The organism is Streptomyces sp. HUAS MG91 (assembly GCF_040529335.1).
Classification (GTDB): domain Bacteria; phylum Actinomycetota; class Actinomycetes; order Streptomycetales; family Streptomycetaceae; genus Streptomyces; species Streptomyces tabacisoli.
On the sequence record NZ_CP159534.1, the window covers coordinates 6373620 to 6391755 of the forward strand.

An 18136-nucleotide genomic window follows, 5' to 3' on the forward strand; every position below is an offset into this window, starting at 1 on the left:
TGTGCCGCATTCGGTGCGGCTGATTTCCCCTGCCTTTACGCCGTGCGTCAATTCCGGTGAGCGCTGGAATGGGTGTGCGGTGCCGTCGCGACAAAAACGACGGAGCCGCGCGCTCCGTGGGGAAACGCGCGGCTCCGTCGAAGGACGAGGTGGGTCAGACGGTCTCGGGCAGCTCGTCGAGGCCCTCGGCGACCAGCTTGGCCAGCCGGTCGAGCGCGGCGTCCGCGCCCTCGGCGTCGGAGGCCAGGACGATCTCCTCGCCGCCCTGGGCACCCAGGCCCAGCACCGCGAGCATGGAGGCGGCGTTGACGGGGTTGCCGTCGGCCTTGGCGATCGTCACGGGGACGCCGGCCGCCGTGGCCGCGCGGACGAAGATGGAGGCGGGACGGGCGTGGAGGCCCTCGGCCCAGCCGACGTTGACGCGGCGCTCAGCCATGTGATGCTGCCCTTCAGGTGTCTCACAGTTGTCTAGACCATTCTCACACACCGTGGCCCGTGCTCGACGCGAACCAGCGTCCCGTACGCGCACGGCCTCCGGCCTTCCTCAGCCTGCCTCTCACGCGCGCGGGCCGCGACCCGTGACACGACGGCACGCACCCCCTCCACAGGCCGTGGTCGGCCCTACCCTTGCGGCATGGAGATCCCGTCGGACCGGCACGCCTACCCCGCCCACTGGGAGGCCGACGTGGTGCTGCGCGACGGCGGCACCGCCCGGATCAGGCCCATCACCACGGAGGACGCCGAGCGGCTGACCAGCTTCTACGAGCAGGTCTCGGACGAGTCGAAGTACTACCGCTTCTTCGCGCCCTACCCGCGGCTGTCCGCCAAGGACGTGCACCGCTTCACCCATCACGACTACGTCGACCGGGTCGGCCTCGCGGCCACCGTGGGCGGCGAGTTCATCGCGACGGTCCGCTACGACCGGATCAACGCGCAGGGGATGCCTGCCTCCGCCCCGGCCGACGAGGCCGAGGTCGCCTTCCTGGTGCAGGACGCCCACCAGGGGCGCGGTGTCGCGTCCGCCCTCCTGGAGCACATCGCGGCCGTCGCGCGTGAGCGGAGCATCCGCCGCTTCGCCGCCGAGGTGCTGCCCGCCAACACCAAGATGATCAAGGTGTTCCGGGATGCCGGATACACCCAGAAGCGCAGCTTCGAGGACGGCGTCGTCCGCCTGGAGTTCGACATCGAGCCCACCGAGGCGTCCCTCGCCGTGCAGCACGCGCGCGAGCAGCGCGCCGAGGCCCGCTCGGTACAGCGCCTGCTCGCCCCCGGCTCCGTCGCAGTGATCGGCGTGGGACGCACGGCCGGAGGAGTGGGCCTCAGCGTGCTCGGCAACCTCAAGGCCGCCGGATTCACCGGCCGCCTCTACGCCGTGAACAAGGCCTTCCCCGCCGACCTCACCGAGGTCGACGGCGTCCCCGCCCATCGCTCCGTGCAGGACATCGACCCCGCCGAGCCCGTGGACCTGGCCGTCGTCGCCGTGCCCGCGCCGTACGTGCCCGAGGTCGTCGCCGAATGCGGCGCGCGCGGCGTGCAGGGCCTGGTCGTCGTGTCCGCCGGGTACGCCGAGAGCGGCCCCGAGGGCCGCGAGCGCCAGCGCGAACTCGTCCGCCAGGCACGCTCCTACGGGATGCGCATCATCGGGCCGAACGCCTTCGGGGTCGTCAACACCGCCCCCGACGTACGGCTCAACGCCTCGCTCGCCCCCGAGATGCCCCGCGCCGGACGCATCGGCCTGTTCGCCCAGTCCGGCGCCATCGGCATCGCCCTGCTGGCCCGGCTGCACCGCAGGGGAGGCGGTGTCACCGGTGTCACCGGCGTCTCCACGTTCGTCTCGGCGGGCAACCGCGCCGACGTGTCCGGCAACGATGTCCTGCAGTACTGGTACGACGACGCGGACACCGATGTCGCCCTGATGTACCTGGAATCGATAGGCAACCCGCGCAAGTTCACCCGCCTCGCCCGGCGCACGGCGGCCGCCAAACCGCTGGTGGTCGTGCAGGGAGCCCGGCACAGCGGCATCGCGCCGACCGGGCACGCCGTCCGCGCCACCCGTCTGCCCTACGCCACCGTCTCCGCCCTGCTGCGCCAGGCGGGTGTCATCCGCGTCGACACGATCACCGAACTCGTCGACGCGGGCCTCCTGCTGGCACGCCAGCCGCTGCCCGCGGGCCCGCGCGTCGCCATCCTGGGCAACTCGGAGTCGCTCGGCCTGCTCACCTACGACGTCGCGCTCTCCGAGGGGCTGCGGCCCAAAACCCCCCGCGACCTCACCACCCAGGCCTCCGCGGCGGACTTCCGGGCCGCCCTGGAAGAGGCACTGGCCGACGACAAGACCGACGCCGTCGTCGTCACCGCGATGCCGGTGGTGGGGGAGGACCCGACCGAGGACGCCGAGCTCGCCGCCGCCCTGAGCGCGGCCGCGGCCACCGCCCCCACCAAGACCGTGCTCGTCGTCCACGTCGAGCTCGGCGGCCTCGCCGAGGCGCTGTCCGCCGCGACCAGCACCGGACCCAACGCCCCCTCCCGGCCGACGCCCGCGACCGCCGGGACCCCGGAGGGCACCCCGCGCCTCATCCCCGCCTACCCCGCGGCCGAGCGCGCCGTCCGCGCCCTCTCCGAGGCCGCCAAGTACGCGCAGTGGCGGCGCGACGCGGCGGAGCCCGGCAAGGTGCCCGAGTACGACCGCGTCGACGAACAGGCCGCAGCCGCCCTGATCACCGGGCTGCTCGCCAAGGAGGACGACCCGCGCGGCACGGACCTCGCCCCCGAGGACGCCAGGGAACTGCTCTCCCTCTACGGGATCGACGTCCGCCCGACCCTGCCCGCGCCCGACGCCGACCGCGCCGCCGAGGCCGCCCGCGCGCTCGGCTACCCGGTGGCGCTGAAGACGACCGCCCCGCACCTGCGCCACCGCGCGGACCTCGGCGGCGTCCGCCTCGACCTCGCCGACGAGGACGACCTGCGCCGTGCCTACGAGGACCTCACCGACCGGCTCGGCAGGCCCGCCGAACTGCGGCCGGTCGTCCAGGCCATGGCGCCGCGCGGCGTCGACACCGTCGTCCGCGCCGTCATCGACCCGGCCGCCGGGGCCGTGCTCTCCTTCGGCCTGGCCGGCGCCCCGTCCGAACTGCTCGGCGACACCGCGCACCGCCTGATCCCGGTGACCGACCGCGACGCCCAGGCGGTCGTCCGTTCGATCAAGACGGCGCCGATCCTGTTCGGCTGGCGCGGCGCCGCCCCCGTCGACACACCCGCCCTGGAGGAACTGCTCCAGCGGGTGTCCCGGCTCGTCGACGACCACCCCGAGGTCGTCGGCGTCACGCTCGAACCGGTCGTGGTCGCCCAGTCCGGACTGACCGTGCTCGGCGCCTCCGTCCGGCTCGCGCCCCCGCCCGCCCGCGACGACCTGGGCCCGCGCACTCTGCCCAGCGCCTACTGACCCGCTCACGTCCCCGGCAATGCAGCGAAATGCCCTCACGGAGAGTTATCCACAGGCGCATCGGCAGCCTCTTCCCGGGCCTTAGGATGGACCTCATGGCCAAGACCAGTACGACGACCCAAGGGCTGCGAGCGGCGATCGAGCGCAGCGGCTACTACCCGGCCCTCGTGGCCGAGGCGGTGGAGGCCGCGGTCGGCGGCGAGCCGATCTCGTCGTACCTCGTCCACCAGGAGACCACGTTCGACGCGAACGAGGTCCGTCGTCATGTCACCGTCCTGGTCCTGACCGACACCCGTTTCATCGTGAGCCACACCGACGAGCAGGCCGCCGACACCACCTCCCCGACGCCGTACGCCACGACGTCCACCGAATCGGTCAAGCTCGACCGGATCTCCTCGGTCGTGCTCAGCCGCGTCGTCGCCAATCCGGAGAAGTACGTCCCCGGCACCCTGCCCCGCGAAGTCGTCCTCACCATCGGCTGGGGCGCCGTCTCCCGCCTCGACCTGGAGCCCGCCGCCTGCGGCGATCCCAACTGCGATGCCGACCACGGCTACACGGGCAGCTCGACGGCGGACGACCTGAGCCTGCGCGTCAGCGAGGCCGGCGACGGTCCGGAGACCGTGCGCCAGGCCCTCGCCTTCGCCCAGTCCCTGTCCGAGGCCACGGCGGACGCGGGACGCTGATGACGCAGGCCGCCTGGGACGACGTAGAGCTGCTGCCCGTCCACACCGCTCCCGTCCCGGCTTACGGCACCGGATCCCTCGCGGACCTGCTGCCCACCCTCGGCGCCCACCTCGGCGTCCCCGACTGCGCTCCGGCCATCGCCGAGCTGGCCCCGGTCGACCGGGCCTGCGTCTTCCTGATCGACGGGCTCGGCTGGGAGCAGCTGAAGGCACACCCCGACGAGGCGCCGTTCCTCCACTCGCTCATAGCGTCCTCGCGCGGCGGCACGGGCCGCCCGATCACCGCCGGCTATCCGGCGACCACCGCGACCTCCCTCGCCTCGGTCGGCACCGGACTGCCGCCCGGCGCCCACGGCCTGCCCGGCTACACGGTCCGCAATCCGGAGACCGGGCAGCTGATGAACCAGCTCCGCTGGAAGCCGTGGACGAAGCCGAAGACCTGGCAGCCCTACCCCACGGTCTTCCAGCGCGCCCACGACGCGGGCGTGCACACCGCCCAGGTCTCCGCCCCCACCTTCGAATCGACCCCCCTCACGAAGATCGCGCTGAGCGGCGGCACGTTCTACGGCCGGCTCTCCGGCGAGGACCGCATGGACCTGGCCGCCGAGCAACTGGCGGCGGGGGACCGGTCGTTGGTCTACACGTACTACAGCGAGGTCGACGGCAAGGGGCACCGCTTCGGCCTCGACTCCGACCCGTGGCGCGGACAGTTGATGTACGTCGACCGGCTCGCCCAGCGCCTCGCCGAGCAACTGCCGCCGCGCAGCGCGCTGTACGTCACCGCCGACCACGGCATGGTCGACATCCCCTTCGACGAGCAGTCCCGGATCGACTTCGACGAGGACTGGGAGCTGGGCGCGGGCGTCGCCCTGCTCGGCGGCGAGGGCCGCGCCCGCCATGTCTACGCCGTGCCCGGTGCCCAGGGCGACGTCCTCGCCGTCTGGCGCGAGGTCCTCGGCGAGCAGTTCTGGATCGCGAGCCGCGACGAGGCGATCGCCGCCGGCTGGTTCGGGCCGCACGTCGACCAGCGGGTGTACGACCGGCTCGGCGACGTCATCGCCGCCGCCCGCGACGACGTGCTCATCATCGCCTCGCAGAGCGAGCCGAACGAGTCCCTGATGGTGGGCAACCACGGCTCCATGACCCCGGCGGAACAGCTCGTACCGCTCCTCGAAGCACGCTCCTGACCCCCCACAGCCACCCCAGCCGTCCCTCCCGTCGCACGACCCGAAAGGTGCTCGACCTCCCATGCCCGAGCTGGTGTTCTTCTCCGGAACGATGGACTGCGGAAAGAGCACCCTGGCTCTGCAGATCGAGCACAACCGCTCCGCCCGCGGCCTCCAGGGCATGATCTTCACCCGGGACGACCGGGCCGGCGAGGGAAAGCTCTCCTCGCGCCTCGGCCTGGTCACCGACGCCGTGGAGGTCGCCGACGACCTGGACGTGTACGCGTACGTCGTCGACCACCTCTCCCAAGGCGGCAAGGTGGACTACGTGATCGCCGACGAGGCGCAGTTCCTCGCTCCCGGCCAGATCGACCAGCTCGCCCGGATCGTCGACGACCTCGAACTCGACGTCTACGCCTTCGGCATCACGACCGACTTCCGCTCCAAGCTGTTCCCCGGCTCACAGCGCCTGGTCGAACTCGCCGACCGCGTCGAGGTGCTCCAGGTCGAGGCGCTGTGCTGGTGCGGAGCACGCGCCACCCACAACGCCCGCACCGTCAACGGGGAGATGGTGGTCGAGGGCGCCCAGGTCGTCGTCGGCGACGTCAACCAGACCGAGGACCGCATCGGCTACGAGGTGCTGTGCCGCCGCCACCACCGGCGCCGGATGACGAGCGCGGGCGCGCGGGCCGCCGCGCTCTCGCCCGACGTGCTGCCGGTCGCCCCGGCCTGAGGCCCCGCCGCCCGCGACCATCCGCCCCGCGCCGGGATCAGTCCTCCCGCGACGCCACGAGCGCGAACCGCGCGCCCTCCGGATCCGCCACCGTGGCCACCCGCCCGTGCGAGCCCTCGCGCGGCGGCCGGACCACGTGCCCGCCCAGATCGGCGACCCGCTCCACGGCCTCGTCGACATCGCCGGTCTCGAAGTACGTCATCCAGTGCGAGCCGCGATCACGGGGCAGAGCGTGCCCCACGCCCTGCACGGACGCCACCGGCCGGTCCGCCAGGCACAGCGCCAGATGGTCGAAGTCGGCGGAGACCACGGCCTCTTCGGTGTACCCGAAGACCGCCTGGTAGAACTTGGCGACGCTCGCGGTCTCCCGCGTCACCAGTTCGTTCCACACCACCGAGCCGGGCACGCCGGTCACCGCCATGCCCAGGTGCGAGGCCGCCTGCCAGAGCCCGAACACCGCGCCCACCGGGTCGGAGGCGATCGCCATCCGGCCCGCCTCGCCGGCGTCCAGCGGGCCGACGCCCACCGTGCCGCCGCAGTGCCGCACCGACTCGGCCGTCACGTCCACGTCCTCCGCGGCCAGGTACGGCGTCCAGGCGATCGGCAGCTGCCGATCGGGCGGCAGCTGACCGATGCCGGCCACCTCCGCGCCGCCGAGCAGGGCCCGCACATAGGGGCCGAGCTGCTGCGGGCCCGGCCTGAACTCCCAGCCGAACAGCGCCCCGTAGAAGTCCTGGGTCGCCGCCATGTCGTGCACCATCAGGCTCACCCAGCAAGGGGTGCCGGGCACGCGCCGGGCTGCTGCCTCGGTCATCGTCACTCTCTCCTCGGACTTCTCGGACCAGAACCCACGGGCCCTCGCATCGGGCCCACGCGTCGCATCGCGCCCGTGTCGATGGTGGCACTGCGTGCCGCGCGGCGCTCCCCGACCGCGCCGAAACCTCCGGGCTCCTCGCCGAGGACGCCCGGAACGGTGTGTCGCGTGCGGCTGCCGCGCCATGACCCGACCGTGACCGGCCGGTCGACGCTGTGTAGTCGATCGAGCACGCTATCCGAACGCGGGCGCTCGGGCCAGAGCATGAGCAAGGATGGCCCACATGAATGCCATCATCACCGCATCCGAACTTGCGAGCGAGTTGGCGGGGGAGCGACCGCCCGTCGTGCTCGACATCCGCTGGCAGCTCAGCCTCGCGAAAGCCGCCGGGGCCCCGGAATTCGACGGCCGCGCCGCTTACGCGGCAGGTCACATCCCCGGCGCGGTCTTTGTCGACCTAAACCAGGAGCTGGCCGGGAAGGCGGGCCCCGAGGCGGGCAGGCACCCCTTGCCGGACCTCGCGGTGTTCGGTGCCGCCATGCGGGCGGCGGGCGTGTCGGCGGACCGCGACGTGGTCGTGTACGACGGCGGACAGGGCTGGGCGGCGGCTCGCGCCTGGTGGCTGCTGCGCTGGACGGGGCATCCGTCGGTACGGGTCCTCGACGGCGGTCTGCCCGCCTGGGAGGGCCCCACGGAGACCGCGAGCCCCGCGCCGCACCCCGGCACCTTCGACCCTGCACCCGGTGCCACCGGACTCCTCGACGCGGACGAGGCGGCCGCGCTGGCCCGCTCCGGACTGCTCCTGGACGCCCGCGCCGCCGAGCGCTACCGGGGCGACGTGGAGCCCATCGACCGGGTCGGCGGCCACATCCCGGGCGCGGTGTCGGCCCCGACCACGGAGAACGTCACGGACGACGGCCGCTTCCGCCCCGCCGCCGACCTAGCCGAGCGCTTCACGTCGCTCGGCGCGACCGGTGATCCCGGTCAGGTCGGCGTCTACTGCGGCTCCGGCGTCTCGGGCGCCCACGAGGTCCTGGCGCTCGCCGTCGCCGGGATCGACGCGCAGCTGTACGTCGGTTCGTGGTCGCAGTGGTCGGCGGACACGGCCCGCCCGGTGGCGACGGGCCCCGACCCGCAGTAACCGTCGCGGAGACGACATCGGGGCCCGGGTGTGTGAACATCCCGGGCCCCGACCGCGTACATCTGGGTGCTGCTCCTGCCGCTCCCGCTACTCCTGCTTCTTGCGGCGGGTGCCGAAGACGATCTCGTCCCAACTCGGCACGGCGGCCCGGCGTCCGGGGCGCACCCCGTCGGCCTCGGCCTGACGGTCGGTGGTGCCGGTGAGGCGGTCCCGGTGGCCCGCGACGGAGCGCGGCATCAGCACGTCCGCATAGGCCGCTCCTGCTCCGGCCGACGCGGCGGGCGCGGGCGGCTCCTCCAGCTCCGCGGCCGCGGGCGGCTCCGGCTCCTCCTGCGGCTCGGGAGCCGCCGTCGGACGATCGGGCACCACGATGTCGCCGCGGTAGCTCGGTACCGCCTCCAGCAGGCTGGTCAGCGAGTCGCGCTCCGAGGAGGAGGCGATCGCCGGCAGGTTCTCCTCGGCGGACGGCTCCGGCGGCGGGGCGGGACGCTCCAGCTGCCGGTCCAGGGCGCGGTCCAGCGGCCGGTCCCGCGGCAGCCGCGCGATACGAGGCACGAACGGGAACGTGGGTTCGGGCGCACCGATGTCGTCGGACTCGCCGATCAGCGAGCGCGCCTCGTCGTCCACGGCCTGGACGAGCCTGCGGGGCGGGTCGTAGGTCCAGCTCGCCGAGTGCGGTTCGCCCGCGACCCGGTAGACGAGCAGGACTTCCCAGGTGCCGTCGTCGCGGCGCCAGGAGTCCCACTGGACGGTTTCCTTGTCGGCGCCGCGCAGCAGGAGTCGCTCCTGCACCGCCTCGCCGAGCTGAGGGCCGGTGTTCTCGCCGGGACGGCGCACGGGAGTCTTCCTGGCCCGCTCGGCCATGAACGCACGCTCCGCGAGCACGGGGCCCTCGAAACGGCGTACGCGGTCGACCGGAATGCCTGCGAGCTGGGCGACCTCCTCGGCGGAGGCTCCTGCTCGTATGCGCGCCTGGATGTCACGCGGGCGGAGGTGGCTCTCCACCTCGATCTCGATCTGGCCGAGACGCGGACGGTCGCCGCGCACGGCGGCCCGGAGGCGCTCGTCGATCGGAAGCGTGTACTCCGTGCTGTCCGCAGCCTTCAGCACCAGCCGTGTGCCGTCGTTAGAGACGGCCACGACACGCAGTTCGGGCATGGGGACCTCCCGGGTGGTGCCTGCCGACGTCACGTGCGTCGCTGCTTCCGCTAGTCGAGTGTGGCCTGCCCGGGTGCAGCCTGCCACAACCTTGCCGAGTTGCCCGGCGTGTCGGGCGTGGACCCAAGATCGCCGTTATGGCACGGTTACTTGTTCGCAACGCTAAGTGACCGAGTCTGTCACCCTGTGCAACGAGCCCCCTCCCGGCGGTCCTGGAAGGCCCCGGTGCACCCTGCCGGGAGACCGGACCCAGGGCTCGCAACAGTACTCCATTCGGGCCACTTGCGTGGATCGGCACGCCGCTCAACTTCTCACGGTGGTGGGGAGTTGAGTACGGGGCAGCCGCCTGGAGCGTCCCGTTCGTGGGGAATGTGCGTGGCGTGCTTCACGAAATCTCCGGAACTGGAACTGTGCGCTCCTCATGTACGTCCCTCTCTCATACGACACAAGTAGTTCGCGTAACCTCGGGAACTTCTGTACGAATCAGTCGTAGATGTCGAGAAGGGCAGGCTAGGTCAGGAGATGGGCGAGAAGCCGGAAAACTCCAAGGACGATCAGGGCGAGCCCAAGGAGAAGAAGCGGCTGGATCTGAGCGTGCCCCAGGTGGCGGGCAGTGCGGTCGCCGCCGTCGTGGCCGCGAAGCTCGCCTCCAGCTTCGGTGTCTACGGGACGATCCTGGGCGCCGGTGTGGTCAGCGCCCTCGCGACCTGTGGCGGCACGGTCTTCCAGCACTTCTTCCGGCGCACGGGCGAGCAGATACGCGACGTCGCCGTGACCGCCAAGCCCAAGGGGCGGCAGGTCCCGATGACGGCCCAAGGGCGTCCCGTGCCGCGTACGTTCCGTTCGGACGCCTCGATGGACGCCACGACCGCGATGGTCACGGGCGAGCACCCGCCGGCGGCACGGCCCGCCGTGAGCGCGATGCCGACCGCGCCGACCACCACCACGTGGGGCAGGACGGATCCGGCGGACACCGCCGGCGCCCCGGACGCCGACGAGACCACCGTGCTCCCGCAGGTGTCCGGCGGCGCGGCGCCGGACCTCGACGGGACGCAGTTGCTCGACACCGGCGCGGTGGCCGACCTGCTCGCCGACACCGGTACAGGTGTCGGCACCGGCTCCGGCGCGACGGTGGAGGACGACCACACGTGCGTGCTGGGCACGGCCCGCGCCGCCGACCCGGACAAGACGCAGCTCATCGGCGCCGACGGCGTCGACGAGGCCACGCGCCTGCTGCGGGTCGTGGGCGAGGAGCCCGGAGGGGCTCCGGTCCCGGGCGAGGGCGACGAGGAGTTCACCGAGGGCACGGTGCACCGCACCCGTGTCAAGAGCTGGAAGCGGCCGTTGATCGCCGCGGCCGTCGTCTTCGGCGTCACCATGGGCGGCATCACGACGTACGAGCTGGTGAGCGGCCACAGCTTCAGCGGCGGCGGCGACACCACGATCGGTGACGCCTTCAAGGGGCACAACAAGTCGTCCGGCGGGGGCGGCGACCCGACGCCCGGCACCTCGCAGGAACCCTCCGACGGCGGCAGCACCGGTACGGACGGCGCTACGCAGAACGGCGACGGCTCGTCCACGGGCGGGAGTGCCAGCCCTACGCCGACGCCCAGCGGAAGCAGCGACTCCGGCACGGGAGGCGACACGGACAACGGTTCTGACAACGGATCCGACAACGGCTCGGACACCGGTGACGACGGCGCGACGTCCACCCCGACGCCCACGCCGACCCCGTCGCAGAGCACGGGCTCGGACACCGGTGCCACCAGCGACACCGGCGCACAGACGCCGGGGGAGTAGGCCGGGTCAGTCGCCGAGGACCCGGCGCAGGTAGGCGTTGCCGAACAGGCGGTCCGGGTCCAGGCGGTCGCGCAGGGCCGTGAACTCGCCGAAGCGCGGGTAGGCCTGCGCGAAGTACTCGGCGTCCCGGGTGTGCACCTTGCCCCAGTGCGGGCGGCCCTCGTGGGCGGTGAAGATCCGCTCGGCCGCGGTGAAGTACCGCTGGTACGGGGTGCCCTTGTACATGTGGACGGCGATGTAGGCGCTGTCCCGGCCCGACGCCGTGGACAGCGCGATGTCGTCCGCAGGGGCGGTGCGGACCTCCACCGGGAAGCTGACCCGCAGGTCCGAGCCGTCCACCATGGACTTCAGCTCGCGCAGCGTCGCCACGAGGGCTTCACGCGGAACCGCGTACTCCATCTCCACGAAGCGCACCCGGCGCGGAGATGTGAAGACCTTGTAGGGGATGTCGGTGTACGTCCGGGCGGAGAGCGCCTTGCTGGAGATCTTGGCGATCGTCGGGATCGTGGCGGGCACGGCCCGGCCGATCGAATTGACCACCTGGAAGAGACCGTTGGAGAGGATCTCGTCCTCCCACAGGCTGCTGACCGCCGAGACCGGCGCCTCGGGGCCCGCGCTGCGGTTGTTGCGCTTGGTGTTGCAGCTGCCGGTGTGCGGGAACCAGTAGAACTCGAAGTGCTCGTTCTCGGCGTGCAGTTCGTCGAAGTCCGCGAGCACCTTGTCGAAGCTCATCGGCTCCTCGCGCGCGGTGAGCAGGAAGACCGGCTCCACGGCGAAGGTGATCGCGGTGACGATGCCGAGGGCGCCCAAGCCGATCCGGGCGGCCGCGAAGATCTCCGGGTTCTCCTTCTCGGAGCAGGTGATCAGCTCGCCCGCCGCCGTGACCAGCTCGAGTCCCTTGATCTGCGCGGCGATGGAGGCCGAGTCGCGGCCCGTGCCGTGCGTGCCGGTGCTCGTGGCGCCGGAGACGGTCTGCTCCATGATGTCGCCCATGTTCGTGAGCGACAGGCCCTCGCGGGCCAGGGCCATGTTGAGCCGCTTCAGCGGAGTGCCGGCCTCGACCGTGACAGTGCCCTTGTCACGATCGATGTTCCGTATGCCCGTCAACAGTTGAGGGCGGATCAACACACCGTCGGTCGCCGCCGCGGCCGTGAAGGAGTGGCCCGTGCCGACGGCCTTCACCTTCAGCCCGTCCTCCGCGGCCCCGCGCACCGCCGCGGTCAGTTCCTCGACCGAGGCGGGCGTCACCTCGCGCACGGGACGCGAGACGACGGTCCCCGCCCAGTTACGCCACGCTGCGCCGCTCTTGCTGCTGCCCGTCTGCGCCGTGCTCATCGGTTGTTCCTCCCCGCTGCGGAACCGGCTGCTTCAGCCGGCGGTACCCCAGGAACGCGACCAGGACCGCGACGGCGCCGGAGACTCCCGGCACCCCGTACCCGGCCTTCGCGCCGGCGGCGTCGATCACCCAGCCGGACACGGACGAGCCGAGCGCGACACCGGCCGTCAGTCCGGTGCTCACCCAGGTCATGCCCTCGGTCAGCTTCGCGCGCGGTACGTGCTGCTCGACGAGGGCCATCGTCGTGATCATCGTGGGAGCGACGGTCAGGCCCGCTACGAAGAGCGCCACGGCCAGGAGTGACAGGTTCCCGACCAGTTGGAGGGGGATCATACTCACGGCCATCACGCAGACCCCCACCACCCACCTGCGCGCGGGGGCACCGCTGAAGTGCAGCAGGCCGAACACCGCTCCCGCGACGCAGGAGCCGGCCGCGTACACGGCGAGCACGAGGCTGGCCATCGACTTGTGCCCCTGGTCCTCCGCGAAGGCCACCGTCACCACGTCGATGGAGCCGAAGATCGCGCCTGTGGCGATGAACGTGGCCACCAGAACCTGCAACCCGCGTGAGCGGAGCGCCGATCCCGAGCTCTCATGGGTCCGCGGATGCGGCAGCGGCTCCGTGGCGCGCTGGCCGGTCAGCCAGAAGACGCCGACCGCGAGGAAGCAGCCCGCGAGCAGCGGCCCCGCCTCCGGGAACCACGCCGTGGACAGCCCGATCGAGATGATCGGCCCGAAGATGAAGCACACCTCGTCGATCACGGACTCGAAGGAGTACGCCGTGTGCAGCGACCGCGGGGTCTCCCGGTACAGCACCGCCCACCGGGCCCTGATCATCGACCCGACGCTCGGCACGCAGCCGATGAACGCGGCACTCACGAACAGCGTCCAGTCCGGCGCCTCGTACTTCGCGCACAGCAGCATCCCCGCGACCGCGACGAGCGAGACGAGGGTGGCCGGACGCAGTACGCGCCGCTGGCCGTGCTGGTCGACGAGACGGGAGATCTGCGGCCCGATCGCGGCGGCGGACAGCGCCACCGTCGCCGACAGCGCGCCCGCGAGGCCGTACCGCCCGGTCAGCTGCGAGACCATCGTCACGATCCCGATGCCCATCATCGAGAGGGGCATCCGGCCCAGGAACCCGGCGACGGAGAAGCTCTTGGTGCCGGGCAGGGCGAAAATGGCGCGGTAGGGGCTGGGCAAAGCGACTCCGGTCGGGCGGGCACCCGGGCGCGCCCGAGGGCGGCTCGGCACGGTACGGGGCGTAACTGGTAAGGCGTGAACGCGGCTCAAACAGCTTACGCGTGTCAGAGTTCGACCGGCATGGCAGTTTTCCGCCTGTCAGTGACGGGTGGCAGGATCGAACACATGCCAGAAGCGCACGTTGCCAGCCTCGATGCCCGCCCGTACGACGCCCTGCTCCTGCTCTCCTTCGGAGGCCCGGAGGGTCCCGACGACGTCGTCCCGTTCCTGGAGAACGTGACGAGGGGCCGCGGTATCCCCAAGGAACGGCTCAAGGAAGTCGGGCAGCACTATTTCCTGTTCGGCGGGGTCAGCCCGATCAACGACCAGAACAGGGCGCTGCTCGACGCCCTGCGCAAGGACTTCGCCGAGCACGGCCTCGACCTGCCGGTCTACTGGGGCAACAGGAACTGGGCGCCCTACCTGACCGACACCCTGCGCGAGATGGTCACCGACGGCCACCGCCGCATCCTCGTTCTCGCCACCAGCGCGTACGCCTCGTACTCGGGCTGCCGTCAGTACCGCGAGAACCTGGCGGAGTCGCTGGCCGCCCTGGAGGCCGAGGGGCTCGAACTCCCGAGGATCGACAAGCTGCGGCACTACTTCAACCATCCCGGCTTCGTGCGGCCCATGGTCGACGGCGTCCTGAAGTCGCTCGCCGATCTCCCCGAGGACGTGCGTGACGGCGCCCACCTCGCCTTCACCACGCACTCCATCCCGACCGCCGCGGCCGACACCTCCGGGCCCGTCGACGACCACGGTGACGGTGGCGCGTACGTGAAGCAGCACCTGGACGTCGCGCGGCTGATCGCCGACGCGGTGCGCGAGGAGACCGGCGTCGACCACCCCTGGCAGCTCGTCTACCAGTCGCGGTCCGGCGCCCCCCACATCCCGTGGCTCGAGCCCGACATCTGCGACCACCTCGAGGAGCGCAAGGAAGCCGGGGCGCCGGCCGTCGTCATGGCGCCCATCGGCTTCGTCTCGGACCACATGGAGGTCCTGTACGACCTCGACACGGAGGCCACGGACAAGGCCGCGGAGATCGGCCTGCCGGTGCGCCGCTCCGCCACCGTCGGCGCCGACCCGCGCTTCGCCACCGCCGTCCGGGAGCTGATCCTGGAGCGCGCCGCCACCGAGAGCGGCAGGAACGTCACACGCTGCGCACTCGGCGCGCTCGCCCCGAGCCACGACCTCTGCCCGGTGGGCTGCTGCCCGACCCGCGCCCCCAAGCCCGCGGCCGCGGGCGCCGACAGCCCGTACGCGTAAGGACACCGCTGTGACCGATCTGAAGGCAGAGCTGCTCGACGTCGCCCTGGAGGCGGCCGCCCGCGCGGGCGTCTTCCTGCGTGACGGCCGCCCGGCCGACCTCGGCGTCGCCGCCACCAAGACGAGCGCCGTCGACGTGGTCACCGAGATGGACATCGCCTCCGAGAAGCTGATCACGGACTTCCTGGCCGAGCGCCGCCCCGACGACGGCGTGCTCGGCGAGGAGGGCGCCGCCACGGAGGGCACCAGCGGCGTCGAGTGGGTGATCGATCCCATCGACGGCACGGTCAACTACCTGTACGGGCGCCCCGAATGGTCCGTCTCCATCGCGGCCCGCAAGGACGGCGAGACGCTCGTCGGCGTCGTCGCGGCACCGATGCGCGGCGAGACCTACCGCGCCGTCCTCGGCGGCGGAGCGTTCGTGAACGACGAGCCCGTGCGCGTGCGCCCGGCACCGCCCTTCGAGCAGGCACTGGTCGGTACCGGTTTCGGCTACCTGGCGCAGCGCCGGGCTCATCAGGCGGAAGTCGTACGGGAGTTGGTGCCGAGCGTCCGGGACATCCGGCGCGGTGGCTCGGCCGCCATCGACCTGTGCGACGTGGCCCTCGGCCGCCTCGACGCGTACTACGAGCGGGGCCTGAACCCCTGGGACTTCGCGGCCGGTGACCTCATCGCGCGCGAGGCGGGCGCCCGCACCGGCGGCCGCCCCGGCGACGCCCTGTCGGGCGAGCTGACCGTCGCCGCCCCGCCCGGACTCTTCGAGGCGCTCCAGAACCGGCTGGAGGAGCTCGGCGCCTGGCACGACTGACCGCACACGCGGAAGGGCCCCGGCGCCTGCCTGGATCGATCCAGGCGCCGGGGCCCTTCCCTGTGCGCGGTGCGGGTGCGGTGCGTCAGACGGTCGAGGCGTGAATCTCCACGCCGTGCTCGGCGGCGAGACGGTGGAGATCGTCCAGCTCGCCCTGCTCGACCTCGGCGAGGAAGTCGTCGCCGGTCTCACGCGCCAGCGTCAGGTCGGTTTCGGCCGCCTTTATGCGCTGCAGCAGGCCTGCGGTGAATGCGTCCATGGTTGCGCCCCCTCGTCCTGGGTCGTGGGTCGGTGGCACGGGGGTGTGCCCTGTGGAAGGGGCGATCACGTATCGGGCCGCCCTGCGGGAAGCGGACTCGACAGCGGCTCGTGGCACGCCACATACAAAGCGTGATCGCGGGTGTAGCTCCGTCCTCCCCGCGAGCCCTTCCGCAGAAACCTCAACCCGGCGAGAAAATCCCGCATTCCCCGGACGCCAGGCCGTCTTACAGCCGGTTTATGGCCGAAAGGGGCAGGATGGTGACCCACAACCCCGTGACCGGACCTGTCCACCTGCGCCCGAGCGCTGTCCGTGGGCGATCGAAGGCTTTAGTGGAAGGACAAGCGACGTGCGCGTACTCGTCGTCGAGGACGAGCAGCTGCTCGCCGATGCGGTGGCCACCGGACTGCGCCGGGAGGCCATGGCCGTCGACGTCGTGTATGACGGTGCGGCCGCCCTGGAGCGCATCGGCGTCAACGACTACGACGTGGTCGTCCTCGACCGTGACCTCCCGCTCGTGCACGGCGACGACGTCGCCCGGAAGATCGTCGAGCTGGGCATGTCCACCCGCATCCTGATGCTGACCGCCTCCGGCGACGTCAGCGACCGCGTGGAGGGCCTGGAGCTCGGCGCCGACGACTATCTCCCCAAGCCCTTCGCGTTCAGCGAGCTGACGGCCCGTGTCCGGGCCCTCGGGCGCCGTACGAGCGTGCCGCTGCCGCCCGTCCTGGAGCGCGCCGGCATCAAGCTGGACCCCAACCGCCGCGAGGTGTTCCGCGACGGCAAGGAGATCCAGCTCGCGCCCAAGGAGTTCGCCGTCCTGGAGGTGCTGCTGCGCAGCGAGGGAGCCGTGGTCTCGGCCGAACAGCTCCTGGAGAAGGCCTGGGACGAGAACACGGACCCGTTCACCAACGTCGTCCGGGTCACCGTCATGACCCTGCGCCGCAAGCTGGGCGAGCCCGCCGTCATCGTCACCGTGCCGGGCTCCGGTTACCGGATCTGATCCGCCGATGGCCTCCTCACCCGCGCCCCCCAAGCCCACGGCGCCACCGAAGCCGACGTGGATGCCCGGACCGAAGGACGAGCCGCCCTTCCCCTGGCTGCGCCCCACGATCCGGATACGGCTCACGCTCCTGTACGGCGGCATGTTCCTGATCGCGGGCATCCTGCTGCTGTCGATCATCTATCTGCTCGCGGCGCAGGCGCTGAACGTGGGCAGCGAGCTGCCGTTCAAGGTCGTCAACGAGGGCAACCAGGTCAGCATCGTCAGCAACGTCTGCAGCTTCCCGTCCAGCCCGACGGACACCCAGCTGAACGACGCGCTCAACCAGTGCGTCGCCCAGCAGCGCAATCACGCCCTCGACGTCCTGCTGAGCCGTTCCCTGATGGCGCTGCTCGGCCTCGCGATCATCGCGTTCGCCTTCGGGTACGCGATGGCGGGCCGCGTCCTGTCCCCGCTCGGCCGCATCACGCGCACCGCGCGCCGGGTGGCCGGCACGGACCTGTCGCGCCGGATCGAGCTGGACGGCCCGGACGACGAGCTCAAGGAGCTGGCAGATACGTTCGACGAGATGCTCGACCGCCTGGAGCGGGCGTTCACCGCCCAGCAGCGCTTCGTCGGCAACGCCTCGCACGAGCTGCGCACCCCGCTCGCGATCAACCGCACCCTCCTTGAGGTCCATCTCTCCGACCCGGGCGCCCCCGTGGAGCTCCAGCAGCTGGGGAAGACGCTCCTGGCCACCAACGAGCGCAGTGAACAGCTCGTGGAGGGCCTGCTGCTGCTCGCCCGCAGCGACAACCAGATCGTGGAGCGCAAGCCCGTGAACCTGGCGGAGGTCGCCTCCCAGGCGCTCGATCAGGCCAGGTCCGAGGCGGACGAGAAGGGCGTGGAGATCCGCGGCGAGCGCAAGGAGGCGGTCGTCCAGGGCAACGGCGTGCTCCTGGAGCGCATCGCGCTCAACCTCGTGCAGAACGCGATCCGGTACAACATCCCGGAGGGCGGCTGGGTCGAGGTCGACACCGAGGCCCAGCACGGCCAGGCGGTCCTCCTCGTCGCCAACACCGGCCCGGTGGTCCCCGCGTACGAGATCGACAACCTCTTCGAGCCGTTCCGGCGGCTGCGCACCGAGCGGACCGGCAGCGACAAGGGTGTGGGCCTCGGCCTGTCCATCGCCCGGTCCGTGGCCCGCGCCCACGGCGGCCGGATCGCGGCCGAGCCCCGCGAGGGGGGTGGCCTCGTGATGCGCGTCACCCTGCCCCTCTAGCGGGCACTGAAGCGGTTCGAGATG

General features: G+C 71.9%; 16 protein-coding genes. 10 read left to right on the plus strand and 6 right to left on the minus strand.

Going from position 1 to position 18136, the window contains the following annotated elements:
- Positions 1–154 precede the first annotated feature (154 nt).
- Positions 155–436 (minus strand): HPr family phosphocarrier protein, encoded by a 282-nt coding sequence (locus ABII15_RS28960; protein WP_073755402.1) that lies wholly within the window; start codon positions 434–436, stop codon positions 155–157.
- A 198-nt stretch (positions 437–634) separates the two neighbouring features.
- On the opposite strand from ABII15_RS28960, the gene ABII15_RS28965 reads away from it, so the two are divergent.
- The 4 genes from ABII15_RS28965 (at position 635) to ABII15_RS28980 (ending at position 6024) form a co-directional block, all read left to right on the plus strand.
- Positions 635–3442 (plus strand): GNAT family N-acetyltransferase, encoded by a 2808-nt coding sequence (locus tag ABII15_RS28965; RefSeq protein ID WP_353945197.1) that lies wholly within the window; start codon positions 635–637, stop codon positions 3440–3442.
- 95 nt (positions 3443–3537) lie between these two features.
- A complete protein-coding gene (locus ABII15_RS28970; RefSeq protein ID WP_353945198.1) occupies positions 3538–4125 on the plus strand; it encodes a DUF5998 family protein in 588 nt (195 codons plus the stop codon).
- Positions 4125–5312, plus strand: coding sequence for a nucleotide pyrophosphatase/phosphodiesterase family protein (locus tag ABII15_RS28975; protein ID WP_353945199.1), 1188 nt, complete (start codon positions 4125–4127; stop codon positions 5310–5312). The genes ABII15_RS28970 and ABII15_RS28975 overlap by 1 nt, the downstream gene beginning before the upstream one ends.
- Before the next feature lie 61 nt (positions 5313–5373).
- Positions 5374–6024, plus strand: a complete 651-nt coding sequence (locus ABII15_RS28980; protein WP_353945200.1) for a thymidine kinase — start codon at positions 5374–5376, stop codon at positions 6022–6024.
- A 37-nt stretch (positions 6025–6061) separates the two neighbouring features.
- Here ABII15_RS28980 and ABII15_RS28985 read toward each other — a convergent pair whose 3' ends face one another.
- On the minus strand, positions 6062–6838 hold the full coding sequence (locus ABII15_RS28985; protein ID WP_353945201.1) for a VOC family protein: 777 nt from the start codon (positions 6836–6838) through the stop codon (positions 6062–6064).
- A 283-nt stretch (positions 6839–7121) separates the two neighbouring features.
- On the opposite strand from ABII15_RS28985, the gene ABII15_RS28990 reads away from it, so the two are divergent.
- The gene (locus ABII15_RS28990) at positions 7122–7979 is read left to right on the plus strand and encodes a sulfurtransferase (RefSeq protein WP_353945202.1); all 858 of its coding nucleotides are present in this window, start codon (positions 7122–7124) and stop codon (positions 7977–7979) included.
- Positions 7980–8066: 87 nt separating this feature from the next.
- On the opposite strand, the gene sepH is transcribed toward ABII15_RS28990, so the two are convergent.
- Positions 8067–9137, minus strand: coding sequence for a septation protein SepH (gene sepH / locus ABII15_RS28995; protein ID WP_353945203.1), 1071 nt, complete (start codon positions 9135–9137; stop codon positions 8067–8069).
- Positions 9138–9659: 522 nt separating this feature from the next.
- Here sepH and ABII15_RS29000 point away from each other — a divergent pair.
- The gene (locus ABII15_RS29000; RefSeq protein ID WP_353945204.1) at positions 9660–10937 is read left to right on the plus strand and encodes a hypothetical protein; all 1278 of its coding nucleotides are present in this window, start codon (positions 9660–9662) and stop codon (positions 10935–10937) included.
- Between the two features lie 6 nt (positions 10938–10943).
- On the opposite strand, the gene ABII15_RS29005 is transcribed toward ABII15_RS29000, so the two are convergent.
- Positions 10944–12272: a D-arabinono-1,4-lactone oxidase gene (locus ABII15_RS29005; protein ID WP_353945205.1), complete on the minus strand. Its 1329-nt coding sequence runs from the start codon at positions 12270–12272 to the stop codon at positions 10944–10946.
- The gene (locus tag ABII15_RS29010) at positions 12223–13476 is read right to left on the minus strand and encodes an MFS transporter (RefSeq protein WP_353945206.1); all 1254 of its coding nucleotides are present in this window, start codon (positions 13474–13476) and stop codon (positions 12223–12225) included. The genes ABII15_RS29005 and ABII15_RS29010 overlap by 50 nt, the downstream gene beginning before the upstream one ends.
- A gap of 165 nt (positions 13477–13641) precedes the next feature.
- Between ABII15_RS29010 and ABII15_RS29015 the strand changes: the two genes are divergently transcribed.
- Positions 13642–14781 (plus strand): ferrochelatase, encoded by a 1140-nt coding sequence (locus tag ABII15_RS29015; RefSeq protein ID WP_353945207.1) that lies wholly within the window; start codon positions 13642–13644, stop codon positions 14779–14781.
- 10 nt (positions 14782–14791) lie between these two features.
- Positions 14792–15589, plus strand: coding sequence for an inositol monophosphatase family protein (locus tag ABII15_RS29020; RefSeq protein WP_353945208.1), 798 nt, complete (start codon positions 14792–14794; stop codon positions 15587–15589).
- A gap of 85 nt (positions 15590–15674) precedes the next feature.
- On the opposite strand, the gene ABII15_RS29025 is transcribed toward ABII15_RS29020, so the two are convergent.
- Positions 15675–15848 carry a hypothetical protein gene (locus tag ABII15_RS29025; protein ID WP_353945209.1) on the minus strand — a complete coding sequence of 58 codons (174 nt, stop codon included), beginning with the start codon at positions 15846–15848 and terminating at the stop codon, positions 15675–15677.
- Between the two features lie 349 nt (positions 15849–16197).
- On the opposite strand from ABII15_RS29025, the gene ABII15_RS29030 reads away from it, so the two are divergent.
- Both ABII15_RS29030 and ABII15_RS29035 read left to right on the plus strand, forming a co-directional pair.
- Positions 16198–16851 (plus strand): response regulator transcription factor, encoded by a 654-nt coding sequence (locus tag ABII15_RS29030; protein ID WP_111662538.1) that lies wholly within the window; start codon positions 16198–16200, stop codon positions 16849–16851.
- A 7-nt stretch (positions 16852–16858) separates the two neighbouring features.
- Positions 16859–18112 carry a HAMP domain-containing sensor histidine kinase gene (locus tag ABII15_RS29035; protein WP_353945210.1) on the plus strand — a complete coding sequence of 418 codons (1254 nt, stop codon included), beginning with the start codon at positions 16859–16861 and terminating at the stop codon, positions 18110–18112.
- Positions 18113–18136: the final 24 nt, after the last annotated feature.